This is a genomic window from Gemmatimonadaceae bacterium (assembly GCA_040882285.1).
Lineage (GTDB): Bacteria > Gemmatimonadota > Gemmatimonadetes > Gemmatimonadales > Gemmatimonadaceae > JACDCY01.
In genome coordinates, this window is record JBBEBQ010000025.1 from 1 (window position 1) to 13,514 (window position 13,514).

At 66.9% G+C, this 13,514-nt stretch carries 22 protein-coding genes and 1 pseudogene; 22 read left to right on the forward strand and 1 reads right to left on the reverse strand.

The features are described 5' to 3' along the window. Positions 1 to 145 precede the first annotated feature (145 nt). The 22 genes and pseudogenes from rplD to map all read left to right on the forward strand — a co-directional run bounded on the left by rplD (position 146) and on the right by map (position 12,019). Entirely contained in the window at positions 146 to 829 is a 684-nt protein-coding gene (gene rplD, locus WEA80_11960) for a 50S ribosomal protein L4 (protein ID MEX1187296.1), read from the forward strand. Positions 830 to 832: 3 nt separating this feature from the next. After that, positions 833 to 1,120: a 50S ribosomal protein L23 gene (gene rplW / locus WEA80_11965; protein MEX1187297.1), complete on the forward strand. Its 288-nt coding sequence runs from the start codon at positions 833 to 835 to the stop codon at positions 1,118 to 1,120. Between the two features lie 3 nt (positions 1,121 to 1,123). Then, positions 1,124 to 1,957, forward strand: coding sequence for a 50S ribosomal protein L2 (rplB, locus tag WEA80_11970; GenBank protein ID MEX1187298.1), 834 nt, complete (start codon positions 1,124 to 1,126; stop codon positions 1,955 to 1,957). A 32-nt stretch (positions 1,958 to 1,989) separates the two neighbouring features. Beyond that, on the forward strand, positions 1,990 to 2,328 hold the full coding sequence (rpsS, locus tag WEA80_11975; GenBank protein ID MEX1187299.1) for a 30S ribosomal protein S19: 339 nt from the start codon (positions 1,990 to 1,992) through the stop codon (positions 2,326 to 2,328). Beyond that, positions 2,328 to 2,699: a 50S ribosomal protein L22 gene (gene rplV, locus WEA80_11980; protein ID MEX1187300.1), complete on the forward strand. Its 372-nt coding sequence runs from the start codon at positions 2,328 to 2,330 to the stop codon at positions 2,697 to 2,699. Before rpsS ends, rplV begins: the two co-directional genes overlap by 1 nt. Then, a pseudogene (gene rpsC, locus WEA80_11985) lies at positions 2,699 to 3,364 on the forward strand (30S ribosomal protein S3). The gene rplV and the pseudogene rpsC overlap by 1 nt, the downstream one beginning before the upstream one ends. A gap of 6 nt (positions 3,365 to 3,370) precedes the next feature. Then, the gene (gene rplP / locus WEA80_11990) at positions 3,371 to 3,802 is read left to right on the forward strand and encodes a 50S ribosomal protein L16 (GenBank protein ID MEX1187301.1); all 432 of its coding nucleotides are present in this window, start codon (positions 3,371 to 3,373) and stop codon (positions 3,800 to 3,802) included. Next, complete coding sequence (gene rpmC / locus WEA80_11995; GenBank protein MEX1187302.1) at positions 3,789 to 4,046, forward strand: 50S ribosomal protein L29; 258 nt, start codon at positions 3,789 to 3,791, stop codon at positions 4,044 to 4,046. Before rplP ends, rpmC begins: the two co-directional genes overlap by 14 nt. Before the next feature lie 27 nt (positions 4,047 to 4,073). Next, a complete protein-coding gene (rpsQ, locus tag WEA80_12000) occupies positions 4,074 to 4,346 on the forward strand; it encodes a 30S ribosomal protein S17 (protein MEX1187303.1) in 273 nt (90 codons plus the stop codon). A gap of 53 nt (positions 4,347 to 4,399) precedes the next feature. Continuing rightward, positions 4,400 to 4,768, forward strand: a complete 369-nt coding sequence (gene rplN / locus WEA80_12005; GenBank protein ID MEX1187304.1) for a 50S ribosomal protein L14 — start codon at positions 4,400 to 4,402, stop codon at positions 4,766 to 4,768. Further along, positions 4,769 to 5,167, forward strand: a complete 399-nt coding sequence (gene rplX, locus WEA80_12010) for a 50S ribosomal protein L24 (GenBank protein ID MEX1187305.1) — start codon at positions 4,769 to 4,771, stop codon at positions 5,165 to 5,167. A gap of 155 nt (positions 5,168 to 5,322) precedes the next feature. After that, positions 5,323 to 5,907 carry a 50S ribosomal protein L5 gene (rplE, locus tag WEA80_12015; GenBank protein ID MEX1187306.1) on the forward strand — a complete coding sequence of 195 codons (585 nt, stop codon included), beginning with the start codon at positions 5,323 to 5,325 and terminating at the stop codon, positions 5,905 to 5,907. A gap of 27 nt (positions 5,908 to 5,934) precedes the next feature. Next, positions 5,935 to 6,120, forward strand: a complete 186-nt coding sequence (locus tag WEA80_12020) for a type Z 30S ribosomal protein S14 (GenBank protein ID MEX1187307.1) — start codon at positions 5,935 to 5,937, stop codon at positions 6,118 to 6,120. A 96-nt stretch (positions 6,121 to 6,216) separates the two neighbouring features. Continuing rightward, positions 6,217 to 6,618 carry a 30S ribosomal protein S8 gene (gene rpsH, locus WEA80_12025; protein ID MEX1187308.1) on the forward strand — a complete coding sequence of 134 codons (402 nt, stop codon included), beginning with the start codon at positions 6,217 to 6,219 and terminating at the stop codon, positions 6,616 to 6,618. Between the two features lie 11 nt (positions 6,619 to 6,629). After that, a complete protein-coding gene (rplF, locus tag WEA80_12030; protein MEX1187309.1) occupies positions 6,630 to 7,169 on the forward strand; it encodes a 50S ribosomal protein L6 in 540 nt (179 codons plus the stop codon). Further along, positions 7,169 to 7,525, forward strand: a complete 357-nt coding sequence (rplR, locus tag WEA80_12035; GenBank protein MEX1187310.1) for a 50S ribosomal protein L18 — start codon at positions 7,169 to 7,171, stop codon at positions 7,523 to 7,525. Before rplF ends, rplR begins: the two co-directional genes overlap by 1 nt. Positions 7,526 to 7,821: 296 nt before the next feature. Beyond that, positions 7,822 to 8,322, forward strand: a complete 501-nt coding sequence (gene rpsE, locus WEA80_12040; protein ID MEX1187311.1) for a 30S ribosomal protein S5 — start codon at positions 7,822 to 7,824, stop codon at positions 8,320 to 8,322. Positions 8,323 to 8,393: 71 nt separating this feature from the next. After that, positions 8,394 to 8,582 carry a 50S ribosomal protein L30 gene (gene rpmD / locus WEA80_12045; protein ID MEX1187312.1) on the forward strand — a complete coding sequence of 63 codons (189 nt, stop codon included), beginning with the start codon at positions 8,394 to 8,396 and terminating at the stop codon, positions 8,580 to 8,582. Continuing rightward, entirely contained in the window at positions 8,579 to 9,037 is a 459-nt protein-coding gene (gene rplO, locus WEA80_12050; GenBank protein MEX1187313.1) for a 50S ribosomal protein L15, read from the forward strand. Before rpmD ends, rplO begins: the two co-directional genes overlap by 4 nt. A 1-nt stretch (position 9,038) precedes the next feature. Beyond that, positions 9,039 to 10,370, forward strand: coding sequence for a preprotein translocase subunit SecY (gene secY, locus WEA80_12055; protein ID MEX1187314.1), 1,332 nt, complete (start codon positions 9,039 to 9,041; stop codon positions 10,368 to 10,370). A 246-nt stretch (positions 10,371 to 10,616) separates the two neighbouring features. After that, entirely contained in the window at positions 10,617 to 11,255 is a 639-nt protein-coding gene (locus WEA80_12060; GenBank protein MEX1187315.1) for an adenylate kinase, read from the forward strand. Then, entirely contained in the window at positions 11,252 to 12,019 is a 768-nt protein-coding gene (gene map, locus WEA80_12065; GenBank protein ID MEX1187316.1) for a type I methionyl aminopeptidase, read from the forward strand. The genes WEA80_12060 and map overlap by 4 nt, the downstream gene beginning before the upstream one ends. Here the strand turns inward: map and ftcD are convergent. Further along, the gene (ftcD, locus tag WEA80_12070; GenBank protein MEX1187317.1) at positions 11,991 to 13,514 is read right to left on the reverse strand and encodes a glutamate formimidoyltransferase; all 1,524 of its coding nucleotides are present in this window, start codon (positions 13,512 to 13,514) and stop codon (positions 11,991 to 11,993) included. The genes map and ftcD overlap by 29 nt on opposite strands.

The following is a 13,514-nucleotide window of genomic DNA, read 5'->3' on the forward strand; positions in this document are numbered from 1 at the left end:
GCCGTCCAGGGACTGGTTCATTCCGAACACGAGCTTAGCCATACCCACTTCCTTTCCTTACGCGGCACATCCGCGCGGTTCTGATTGCGCCATGCAACCTGACGGACGGAGCAGCAAAGGCGCGTCCCCTGCGGCCTAGCGAATAATCTCAGCCGCGGGGGCGCGCGCCCCCCCGACGTTCGTCGGCGGCGGCACGGTGTTCGGACCCTCGCCCCGCAGCTACGCCGAGTACGTGCCGCGGCAGGTGCGTGCGCTCGCCCGGAAGAGCGCGCTCAACGCGCGCGCCCGGGAGAACGCGATCATCGTCATCGAGCCGCTCGACTTCGACGCGCCGAAGACGAACCGCATGCGCGACCTGCTGGTCTTGCTCGGAGTGGACGGCAGCAAGGTTCTACTGCTGACCGACGGCGCGAAGCCGAACGTGTACCTCAGTGGCCGCAACATCCCGTGGGCGCACGTGCTGCCGTACAGCGACGTCTCGACTTATCACATCCTCTGGTCGGACGTGGTGGTGATCGAGTCGTCGGCCCTCGGCGGCGAGCTGGAACGCTCGGAGGATCAGAGCGCGCCGGTCCGGCGCGCGGTGAAGAAGCCTGCCGCGAAGGCGAAGCCGGCCGACAAGGCGCCGCGGAAGGCCGCCACGAAGAAAGCTCCCGCCGCGCGCAAGAGCGCGGAGAAGAGCAGCGGCTCCAAGGCGGCCAAGGCCGCGCGGTCCCCGGCCAAGCGGGCGACGGCCTCGGCAGCCGGTGGGAAGACCGCCAAGAAGACGGCGCCGAAGAAGTCGGCCGCCAAGAAGAAGTCCGCACCGAAGAAGAAGAAGGGGAGATAAGCGATGTCGACAGTTCACCGCACGATCGTGCGGCCGGTCGTTACCGAGAAGAGCTCGGCCGCCTACCAGTCGCGCGGCGAGTACACGTTCGAGGTGGCTTCGGGCACGAACAAGAACGCGATCAAGACCGCGATCGAGTCGCTCTTCGGCGTGAAGGTCACCGGCGTCTGGACGTCGAACCGCCGCGGCAAGGCGCGGCGCGTCGGAACGACGACGGGCCGCCGCCCGCACTGGAAAAAAGCAATCGTGACGCTCCAAGAGGGTGACACGATCGAAATCTTCGAGGGTTAAGCGATGCCCGTTCGTCAGTTCAAGCCCGTTACCAAGAGCTCGCGCTTCCGCTCGGTCCCCGACTTCAAGGAGATCACGCGCACGGAGCCCGAGAAGTCGCTGCTCGAGCCGCTCAAGAAGAGCGGCGGCCGCGACAATCACGGGCACATCTCGATGCGCCGCCGCGGCGGCGGGCACAAGCGGATGTACCGCAAGATCGACTTCAAGCGGAACCGCTTCGGCATGCCCGCGACCGTCGAGCACATCGAGTACGACCCGAACCGTTCGGCGCGGATCGCGCTCGTCTCGTACGAGGACGGCGAGAAGCGCTACATCATCCACCCGCGCGGACTGGCGGTCGGCGACAAGATCGTGTCCGGCCCCGGCTCCGACATCCGCATCGGGAACGCGTTGCCGCTGCGCGAGGTCCCGCTCGGCACGGACGTGCACAACGTCGAGCTGCTCCCCGGCCGCGGCGGACAGATGGCGCGCTCGGCGGGCACGTCGCTGCAGGTGGTGGCGAAGGAAGGCGAGTACGTGACGCTGCGCATGGCGTCGACCGAGATGCGGCTGGTGCACGGCAACTGCCTGGGCACCATCGGCACGGTCGGCAACGCGGAGCACGAGCTGCTGTCGCACGGCAAGGCGGGTCACTCGCGCTGGAAGGGTCGCCGCCCGAAGGTGCGCGGCGAAGTGATGAATCCCGTGGATCATCCGCACGGCGGACGCACGCGAGGCGGCCGCAACGTGGTGAGCCCGTGGGGCAAGAAGGAAGGCGTGAAGACGCGGAACAAGAAGAAGCCTTCGCAGCGATTGATCGTGCGTGGGCGGAAGCGCGGCAAAGCGACGCAGAGCTAAAAGCCAACAGCCAACAGCCAAGAGCAGATTTTATGGCACGCAGCGTAAAAAAGGGTCCATATGTCGTCGAGTCGCTCGTCGCGAAAGTCGACGCGATGAACGAGCGCAACGAGAAAAAGGTGATCAAGACGTGGTCGCGCGCGAGCACGATCATCCCTGATTTCGTGGGGCACACGTTCGCCGTGCACAACGGCAACAAGTTCATTCCCGTGTACGTGACCGAGAACATGGTCGGCCACAAGCTCGGCGAGTTCGCGCCGACGCGGCTGTTCCGCGGCCACACGGGCGCGAACAAGGCGGTGGACAAGAAGGCGGGTGGCGTTCCGGCCGCGAGAGGCGGCCCGAGCGGCGGGCCGGGAGCGCCGAGATGATGGAGACGAGAGCCATCCAGCGCACCACGCGCCAGTCGCCGTACAAGATGCGTCTCGTGATTGATCAGATCCGGGGCAAGAACGTGAACGAAGCGCTCGCGATCCTCAAGTTCTCCAAGAAGCACGCGGCCAAGCAGATCGAGAAGGTGCTGAGCTCGGCGGTAGCCAACGCGGAGTACAAGGCGCGCGAGGACAACGAGTCGCTCGACGTGGACACGCTGTACGTCAAGCACGCGATCGTGAACGAAGGGCCGAAGCTCAAGCGGTTCATGCCGGCGGCGCAGGGTCGCGCCACGCCGATCGAGAAGCGCACGAGCCACGTCGAGATCGTCGTGGCCGCCAAGGAAGCGAAGCAGCGAGGCAACAAGTAATGGGACAGAAAGTACATCCTACCGGATTCCGTCTCGGGATCTCCAAGGACTGGCGCTCGCGCTGGTTCGCGAAGAAGGATTTCCCGGCTCTCCTCAAGGAAGACGAGCTGCTGCGCACGTATCTGAAGACGCGACTCGGCCACGCCGCGATCGCCGACATTCAGATAGACCGCAAGCCGGGCAAGGTCGTGGTGACGATCCACACGGGCCGCCCGGGCGTCGTCATCGGAAAGAAGGGGACCGAGGTGGACAAGCTGCGCGACGAGCTCGCGCAGCTCACCGGCAAGGAAGTCGGCGTCAACGTCGAGGAGATCAAGCGCCCCGAGCTGAGCGCGCAGCTGGTGGCGGACAACATCGCCAACCAGCTCGCGCAGCGCGTCTCGTTCCGCCGCGCGATGAAGCGCGCGGTGCAGAGTGCGATGCGGATGGGCGCCGGCGGGATCAAGATCAAGTGCGGCGGCCGCCTGGGCGGCGCCGAGATCGCGCGCGTCGAGGGCTACCACGAGGGCCGGGTGCCGCTCCACACGCTGCGCGCGGACATCGACTACGCCACGTCCACGGCGAAGACGACGTTCGGCACCATCGGCGTGAAGGTGTGGCTGTACAAGGGCGAGATCGTGGAAGACCGTCGCGGCAAGACGTATTCAACCGGCGTGTAGGGGTAGAGCGAAATGCTGAGTCCCAAGCGGGTCAAGTTCCGCAAGATGTTCAAGGGCCGCACGCGCGGTCACGCGACGCGCGGCTCCAAGGTGTCGTTCGGCCAGTTCGGCCTGCAGGCGCTCGAGCCCGGCTGGGTCTCGAACCGGCAGATCGAGGCGGCGCGCGTCGCGCTCACGCGCCACATCAAGCGTGGCGGCAAGGTCTGGATCCGGATCTTCCCGGACAAGCCGATCACCAAGAAGCCGGCCGAGACGAGAATGGGTAAGGGCAAGGGCTCGCCCGAGGGCTGGGTGGCGGTGGTGAAGCCCGGGCGGGTGATGTTCGAGCTCGAGGGTGTGACGCCGGAGATCGCCCAGAAGGCGATGGCTCTGGCGGCCGCCAAGCTGAGCGTGAAGACGAAGTTCGTGGTACGCGAGGAGGCGCACGCAGATGCAGGCAAGTGACATTCGCGAGCTGAGCGAGGCGGACGTCCGCGCGCGCATCGCCGAGCTGGAGGAGGAGCTGTTCCGCCTCAAGTTCCGCTCCGCGACCGAGACGCTCGAGTCGCCGCTCAAGCTGCGCGTCATTCGCAAAGACATTGCGCGGCTCAACACGGTGCTCCGCGAGAAGCAGCTCGCGGCGCCGAAACAAGGTTCCGGTGCGCCGGCTTCACGGTCGAAGAGACCGGCGAAGCGCGCGCGCCGCTAGCAAAGGGCTGGAGAGAGAATGGCAGAGATGACGGGCACTCGCACGGAAGTCCGGAACGCGCGGAAGACGCGCATCGGGCTGGTCGTGAGCGACAAGATGCAGAAGACGGTGGTCGTAGCGATCGAGCGCCGCGTTCCGCATCCGGTGTACGGCAAGATGGTGACTCGCACCCGCCGGCTTAAGGCGCACGACGAGCAGAACGAGGCGAAGACCGGCGACACGGTGCGCATCATGGAGACGCGCCCCCTGTCGAAGGACAAGCGCTGGCGGCTGGTGGAGATCGTCGAGCGGGCCAGGTAGTGACTGGTGACTAGTGACTAGTCACTACAACGTCGGAACAACGAGACAGTGAAATGATCCAGCAGGAATCAATGGTCAAAGTGGCGGACAACTCGGGCGCGAAGGACGCGCTGGTGATCCGCGTGCTCGGCGGAACCAGACGGCGCTACGCCGGCCTGGGCGACACCGTGATCGTGACCATCAAGAACGCGCTGCCGAACGGGACGGTGAAGAAGTCGGAGGTGGCGCGCGCGGTCGTCGTGCGCACCGCCAAGGAGACGCGCCGGAAGGACGGCTCGTACATCCGGTTCGACGAGAACGCCGTCGTGATCATCAACGAGACCGGCGAGCCGAGAGCCACGCGCATCTTCGGGCCGGTCGCCCGCGAGCTGCGCGAGAAGAAGTACATGAAGATCGTCTCGCTGGCGCCAGAGGTTCTGTAAATGAGAGTGCTCAAGCATCGCCGGACCCTGAAGGACAAGAACCGCATCCGCCACGAGCGGAACGCGGAGCGCTTCAAGATCCACGTGTCCAAGGGCGACACGGTGCGCGTCATGCGCGGCGAGGAGAAGGGGAAGGAAGGCAAGGTCGCGCGCGTGTTCCTGAAGACGGGGCGCGTGATCGTCGAAGGCGTGAACATGGTCAAGAAGCACAGGCGGGCGACCAAGCCGGAAGAGCAGAGCGAGATCATCGAGATGCCCGCGCCGGTGCACGCGTCCAACCTGATGCTGCTCGACCCGAAGACCGGCAGCCCGACGCGCACGCGCGCGCGGGTGGACGCCGACGGAACGAAGGAGCGTCTGAGCGTGAAGAGCGGGGACTCCATCCCGCGCACGCGCTGACCTGCACGGAGCGATAGAGAATGGCTGAGACCAAAGAGAAGAAGGCCGGCGCCGACAAGGCCGCGGGCAAGAGCGGCAAGGGCAAGGGCGGCGCGGGCAAGGCGCAGAAGGACGGCGTCCAGGTCCAGGCCGAGCACGCCGGCGCGGGACTGCCCGTGCCGCCTGCGCGGCTCAAGCTCCACTACCAGACTCAGATCCGCGAGCGGCTGATGTCGCAGTTCGGCTTCAAGAACGTGCACCAGGCGCCGACGGTCTCGAAGATCGTCGTCAATTGCGGCGTGGGGGAGGCGACGAAGAACGCGAAGGTGCTCGACACGATCGTGTCGGAGCTCGCGATCATCACCGGCCAGCGCCCGGTTCGCCGCAAGGCCAGGAAGTCGATCTCGAACTTCGGGCTGCGCGAGGGCCAGGAGATCGGCGCGTCGGTGACGCTCCGCGGCGCGCGCATGTGGGAGTTCCTCGACCGCCTGATCACGGTCGCGATCCCGCGGGTGCGCGATTTCCGCGGCCTGCCGACGCGCGGCTTCGACGGGCGCGGCAACTACACGCTCGGCGTGAAGGAGCAAATGATCTTCCCGGAGATCAACTACGACATGGTGGACAAGGTCCACGGCATGGACATCACGTTCGTCACGACGACGAACCGCGACGACGTCGCGATCGCGCTGCTGCGGCATCTGGGGATGCCGTTCCGGGGCGACGACAGGGCAGCGGCGAACAAACAAACAGCTAGCAGCTAGCAGCTAGCAACGAACAACAGAGACCATATGGCACCGAAATCACTGGTAGAGAAGACGAAACTGAAGCCGAAGTTCAAAGTGCGGCTTCGCAGACGCTGCAACCGCTGCGGCAGAGCGCGTGCTCCGCTGCGCCGGTTCGGCATCTGCCGGATCTGCTTCAGGGAAATGGCGCTGGCCGGGTTCATCCCCGGCGTGCGCAAGGCCAGCTGGTAGCAACGAAGCTATTGGCTATTGGCTATTGGCTCTTAGCTAGCCAACAGCCAACAGCCAACAGCTAACAGCGACGTAAATCACACAGGGACAGACCAGATGAGCATGACCGACCCGATCGCCGACATGTTGACGCGGATCCGCAACGCCTGCGGATCGAAGCATCGCCGCGTGGACATGCCGGCCTCGAAGGTAAAAGTGGAGATCGCGCGGATCCTGAAGGAGAACAACTTCATTCAGGACTACCGCATGCTCGAGGACGAGAAGGGCAAGCCGACGCTGCGCGTGGTGCTGAAGTACGCGCACGGCGGACAGCCGGTCATTCGCGAGCTCAAGCGCGTCTCGTCCCCCGGGCTGCGGAAGTACGTCGGCTGCGGCGAGATCCCGCGCGTCCGCAACGGCCTCGGCATGGCGATCCTGAGCACGTCGCAGGGCGTCATGTCCGACCAGCAGGCGAGAAAATCGAACACCGGTGGCGAGCTGCTCGCCGTGGTCTGGTAGAGGAATAGTCCATGTCACGCATTGGCAAGCATCCGATCGAGATCCCGAAGGGCGTCACCGTCACCGTCGAAGGCAATACGGTGAAGGTGAAAGGGCCGCGGGGCGAGCTCTCGCGCACGATCCACCCGGAGCTCAGCGTCGAGCTGAAGGACGACGCGGTCGTCGTGAGCCGGCCGTCCGACGAGTCCGGGCACAAGGCGCTGCACGGCCTGAGCCGCACGCTGGTCGCGAACATGGTGGAGGGCGTCACCAAGGGCTTCCAGAAGACGCTCGACATCGTCGGCGTCGGCTACCGCGCGGAGGCGCGCCCGTACGGGCTGCAGCTCGCGCTCGGCTACTCGCACCCGATCGAGTACAAGGCTCCGCCGGGCATCAAGCTCAGCGCGCCACAGCCGACCCAGGTAGTCGTCGACGGCGCGAACAAGGAAGTGGTCGGCCAGGTCGCCGCGGAGATTCGCGGTCTGCGTCCGCCCGAGCCGTACAAGGGCAAGGGAATCAAATACGCCGGCGAGCAGGTGCGCCGCAAAGCCGGTAAGGCAGGGGCAAAGTAATGGCCAGAATTCGTGGTTTGCGCTCGCGTGAAGGCCGCCGGCTCCGCCGGCACCAGCGCGTGCGGAAGAAGGTGAGCGGCACCGCCGAGCGTCCGCGCCTCGTGGTGCACCGCTCGTTGAAGCACATATACGCGCAGCTCGTGGACGACACCGCGCAGCGCACGCTCGCGACCGTGTCCGATCAGGCGCTCGACGGGAAGAAGAGCGAGCGGTCGGTCGAGGTCGGCAAGCTGATCGCCAGAAAAGCAAAGGAAGCCGGTTTTACGAAGGTGGTCTTCGATCGCTCCGGCTACAAATACCATGGCCGCGTCAAAGCCGTGGCCGACGGCGCCCGCGAAGCGGGCCTGGAGTTTTAGAGATGTCTGAGAAGGAAGAGCAGAGCGCGGAGCCGGTGGTCCGGTCCGACAACACGACGCCCGATTCGAGCGCGCCTTCGCCCGAGTCCACGGACAGCGGAGCGGAAGCGGTGGTCGAGCGTCCGGTGCGCGGCGGCAGCGCGCGCGGCGGCGGCGGCGGAGCGGGTAGGGGCCGCGGCGGTCAAGGCGGCGGCGGTCGCGGCGGCCCGGGCGGCGGCCGGGGCGGCCCCGGCGGCGGTCGTGGCGGCCCGGGCGGCAAGCGCGGCGACAAGGACTCGCGCGACGGCGGCAGCGATCTGGTGGAGAACGTCATCGCTATCAATCGCGTGGCCAAGGTCGTGAAGGGCGGACGGCGCTTCTCGTTCAACGCGCTGGTCGCGGTCGGCGACGGGCAGGGCAAGGTCGGCTTCGCCACGGGCAAGGCCAACGAGGTGTCGGAAGCGGTGCGCAAGGCGGTGGATTCCGCGCGCAAGCGGATGGCGCCGGTCGCGCGCACGGGTGGAACGATCCCGCACGAGGTGGTGGGCGAGCACGGCGCCGGCAAGGTGCTGATGCGTCCCGCCGCGCCGGGCGCGGGCGTGATCGCCGGCGGCGCGGTGCGCGCCGTCATGGAATGCGCGGGCATCACCGACATTCTCACCAAGAGCCTCGGCTCGACGAACCCGCACAACATGGTGCTGGCGGCGCTCGACGGGCTGCAGCAGCTCACGACGGTCGAGCAGATCGCGCGCGAGCGCGGCGTCGAGGTCAGCTCGCTGCCGTACCGCTCACGGGCGAAAGTGAAGGAGACTGCCTGATGGCACGGACTCACGTATGGCACCCGACGCGCGGACCCAAGCGGACCGAGCCCAACACGCTCACGTCCGGCATGGTTCGCATCGAGCAGGTCCGGAGCGGCATCGGCCATTCCTGGCGCATGCGGCGCACGCTCGAAGCGCTCGGACTCAAGCACCACCAGGACGTGGTGGTACACAAGGATTCGCCTTCGCTGCGCGGGCAGCTGAAGCACGTGCGTCACCTGATCAAGGTCACGCCGGTGAAAGAGGAAGAGAAATGAGCGACAAGATCGGGCTGCACAATCTGGTTCCGGCGCCGGGCTCGCACCGTAACCGCAAGCGCATCGGCCGCGGGCCGGGCTCGGGCACGGGCAAGACGTCCGGCAAGGGTCACAAGGGCATCAAGGCGCGCGCGGGCCACCACGGTCCGGGCGGCGGCAAGCCGCGCTTCGAGGGCGGTCAGATGCCCATGACGCGCCGGCTGCCCAAGCGCGGCTTCAAGAATCCGTTCCGCGTCGAGCACCAGGTCGTGCGGCTGAGCGACCTGGAGCACGTGGGCGGCAAGGAAGTCACGGCGGAGTCGCTCGCGGAAGCCGGGCTGATCCGCGCGGGCAAAGGTCCCGCGAAGCTGCTGGCGAACGGCGAAGTGACGCAGGCACTGACGGTGCGCGGCGTGAAGATGAGCGACGGCGCGCGCGAGAAAATCCTGGCGGCCGGGGGCCGCGTCGAGGACTGACATGGCACAACCGAACGCGGCGGCAGCGGTAGCGAACATCTACCGGACACCGGAGCTGTGGCAGAAGATCAGCTTCACCTTTCTGTGTCTGCTGCTCTACCGTGTGGGCGCGCACATCACCGCGCCCGGCATCGACGTGATCGCGCTCACGGACTTCTTCGCCAACCGCGGCGGGGCGGGACTGCTGGGCCTGTACGACCTGTTCGTCGGCGGCGGTCTCTCCCGGGCGACGGTGTTCGCCCTCGGCATCATGCCGTACATCTCGGCCAGCATCTTCATGCAGATCGCCGCGGCCGTGGTGCCGACGGTCGAGAAGCTGAACAAGGACGAAGAGGGCCGGAAGAAGGTCAATCAGTGGACGCGCTACATGACCGTCGGACTCGCGATGGTCCAGGGGTACGGCTTCGCGCTGTTCACGCAGTCGCTGGAGGGCGCGGTAGCGAATCCGGGCTTCGCCTTCACCGTGCAGATGGTGCTCTTCCTCACGACCGGTGCCGTGTTCGTCATGTGGCTCGGCGAGCAGATCACCGAGCGCGGGCTGGGCAACGGCGCCAGCCTCCTGATCTTCTTCTCGATCGTGGAGCGGTTCTGGCCGGGCATCTTCTCCACGCTGCGGTTCGTGAGCACGGGCGTGGTGGGGCCGTTCTCCCTGATCGTCCTCGGCCTGATCATGCTCGCGGTCGTGGCGGGCACGGTCGCGGTGACGATGGCGGCGCGGCGCGTGATGATCCAGATCCCGCAGCGGACGATGGCGCGCGGCAGGATGCGCGAGGCGACCAAGAACTTCATCCCGCTGCGCGTCAATGCGTCGGGCGTGATGCCGATCATCTTCGCGCAGTCGGTGATCGTGGTGCCGGGCGCGTTCGCGCAGTTCAGCTCGAACCCCACGGCACAGCGGATCTCCGAGATGTTGAGCCCGGGGACGTGGCTGTATTACATCCTGTCGGTCGTGCTGATCGTCACGTTCACCTACTTCTACACGGCCATCATCTTCAATCCGGTGGACCTGTCGGAGAACCTGAAGAAGCAGGGAGGGTTCATTCCGGGCGTGAAGCCGGGGTCCAAGACGGCGGACTACATCGATCACGTGATGTCGCGGATCACCTTCCCGGGCGCGCTGTTCCTGGCGTTCATCGCGCTGCTGCCGGTGTTCCTGGCCGACATGATCAACGTGCCGTTCCAGTTCGGCGGAACGTCGCTGCTGATCGTCGTCGGTGTGGCGCTCGATACGCTAGCGCAGATGCAGCAGCACCTGCTGCTGCGCAAGTATGATGGGTTCATGAAGAAAGGACGCGTGCGGTTCCGCGGGCGCGCTCCCGGCGGCGCGTTCTAGGATTCTGCGTTTGTATGCGCGCGTCGGCTGCGGTTCCGGGTCCCGCTCCGGCGGCTAGCTTCGCTCGGTCGGAGCCTCGCGGAGCGAGTCTCCTCGGTTGCTCAGACGCCGCTGGCGGGGACCCGGACACCGCCGCCGACCCGGGCATCGGAGCCGATGCTGTAACGCGCCGCCGGAGCGCTTCCGCTCCAACCTTGTGCGGGCGAACGGCCAACAGCTAACAGCCAACAGCCAAGAGCGTTCTCAGTGATTCTCCTCCTCCTCGGCCCACCGGGCGCAGGCAAAGGCACCCAGGGCGAGCTGCTCGCCAAAGAGCTTGGCATCCCGAAGATCGCGACGGGCGACGTGCTGCGCGCGGCCGTGCGCGACGGGACGAAGCTCGGCAAGGAAGCCAAGAGCTACATGGACCGAGGGGACCTCGTCCCCGATGAAGTCATACTCGGCATCATGCGGGAGAAGTTCGCGGGCGATGAGACGAAGGACGGTGCGATCCTCGACGGCGTCGTGCGGACGGTGCCGCAGGCGCACGGGCTCGGCGTAATGCTGGCCGAGCTGGGCCGGGGAGTGGACAAGGTGCTGCTGTTCAACATAGACGACGACAAGCTCGTCGCGCGGCTCAGCTCCCGCACGGTGTGCGACAAGTGCCAGCACCCGTACAAGGACCGCGAGCCAGGCACGAAGTGCGACAAGTGCGGCGGCACGCTCGTGCGCCGCAAGGACGACGAGCCGGAAGCGGTGCGCAACCGGCTGCGCGTGTACAAGGAGCAGACAGCGCCGGTGATCAAGTGGTACGAGGATCGGAAGGAGGCGCTGCTCAAGATCGACGCGGACGGCAGCCTGGAAGAAGTGCTGCAACGCGCGCTCGAGGCCCTGAAGCAAGAGTGATCCAGCTCAAGTCGGTCCGCGAGATCGACCGGATGGCGCAGGGCGGGGCGATTCTCGCCGCCGCGCGGGACGTTCTCGAGAAAGCCGTCAAGCCGGGAATCAGCACACTCGAGCTCGACCGGATCGCGGAGGATTTCATCCGCTCCAACCCCGGCGCGAAGCCGTCGTTCAAGGGGCTGTACGGGTTTCCCGGCAGCATCTGCACCTCGATCAACAACGAGATCGTGCACGGGATCCCGTCGAAGAAGCGCGTGCTGCGCGAGGGCGACATCGTGTCCATAGACATCGGCGTGCTGTTCGAGGGATTCCACACCGACTCGGCCACGACGGTCGCGGTGGGAGAGATACCGGCGGAGTCGGCGCGACTGCTCGACGCGACGCGGCGCGCGCTGGCGGCCGGCGTCGCCGCGGCCCGCTTCGGCAATCACATCGGCGACATCGGCGCGGCTGTGCAGAGCGTCGTCGAGAGCGAAGGTTTCTCAGTCGCGAAGGACCTCGTGGGACACGGCATCGGCGAGAGCTTCCACGAGGAGCCGCAGGTGCCGAACTTCGGCAAGCCGCAGCGCGGCACGCGGCTGGTGCCGGGACTCACGATCGCGATCGAGCCGATGGTGAACGCGGGCCGGGCGGACACGCGCACGATGCCGGACAAGTGGACGATCGTCACGGTGGACGGCTCGCGCTCGGCGCACTTCGAGCACACCGTCGCGATCACCGAGAACGGCCCGCGAGTGCTTACTGCGTCAGCGTCGCCTCGACCCTAGCCGCGACCTTCTCCGCGATCGCCGACACGCGGCTCACGATCTCCGCCGCCTGATCGTTCAATCGCTTCGCCACGGCTTTGTCGGTGATGGACGTGGCGTTGATGCGCACGTTGTACGACGCGGCTTTGCAGCCGGCCTCCGCGAGCAGCGCCGCCACCCCCGCATCCGATACGGCGTTCGTGTTTCCACGCTCGGCCGCGGCCAGCGCCAGCTCGGCGACTTCGGCGCAGGCGCGCGCGGTCTCCAGGGGCACGTCCGCCGCCTTCGTGAGGGAAGCCTGGATGGCTGCCTCGCGCGCCGCCTGGTCGGCGTCTGTCTCCCTGGGCAGCGCGTACGCGGTGGAGACTTCGGTGTAGGCGTCCGCGTCGCGCTTGACCAGCGCTGACAATGTGTTGCCGAGCGCCGCGGCGCGGATCGCGAGCTCCTGCATCTCCGCTTCGGCGGACGCGTACTTCTTCTTGCCGATGGTAAGACCGGCTACCATTTGCGCCAGCGCCGCGCCCAGAGCGCCCGCGTGCGCGGCGACGCTGCCGCCGCCGGGCGCCGGCGCGGACGAAGCCAGCGCGCCGAGGAAGCCGCTGACGCTCTCGCCGCCCGCCGCGTGCTCGCGCACGCGCGCCTCGAGCACCTGCTCGGTCGTGAACTGCGCCAGCTGAAGATGGTGCGCGGCGGTCTCGAACAGCGCGCTCTCCGGCACGAGTCCGACGATCTCGCTCCACGTCACCGGGACGCCGTGCGCCTGCGCTTCCATCCGGATGAAGTCGAAGACGCGATGCACCGGCGTCTGTGTTGTGTCCACCAGGTTCATCGAGACCTGCGCCTGGCCGTCCACCTCGAGACCGAGCCCCTTCACGTAGCGGAAGCCGCCGGACGAGCCGCGCACCGCCTTCGCGATCTTCTTCGCCACGGGGAGGTTCGACGCCGCGCCGAGATAGACGTTGTACGCAACGAGGAACGGCCGCGCGCCGATGGCGACGGCGCCGAAAGTGGGATGACAGCGGTTGGGGCCGAAGTCGGGCTCGCGCTCCGGATTGGTGCCGATCTCGGCAAGCAGGCCCTCGAACTGGCCCCGCCGCACGTCGGCGAGGTTCTCGCGAGTCGGGCGGGTGGCCGCGCGCTCGTACAGGTAGACCGGAATCTCCAGCTCGCGCCCCACGCGCTCGCCGAGCGCGCGCGCGAGCGCGACGCAGTCTTCCATCGTCGTGCCTTCGAGCGGGATGAAGGGCACTACGTCGGTCGCGCCCATCCGCGGGTGCTCGCCGGTGTGCTTGGTCAGGTCGATCCGGTCACGCGCTTCCCGAATCCCGGCGAACGCCGCATTGACAGCCGCGTCCAGCGGGGCGACGAACGTGATGACCGAGCGATTGTGTGAGTCGTCGGACGACACGTCGAGCATGGCGACCCCCTCGACCGACGCGATGGCCGAGCGGATGGCTTCGATTACTTCGGGGCGCCGTCCCTCGGAGAAATTGGGGACGCATTCGACGAGTTTCAT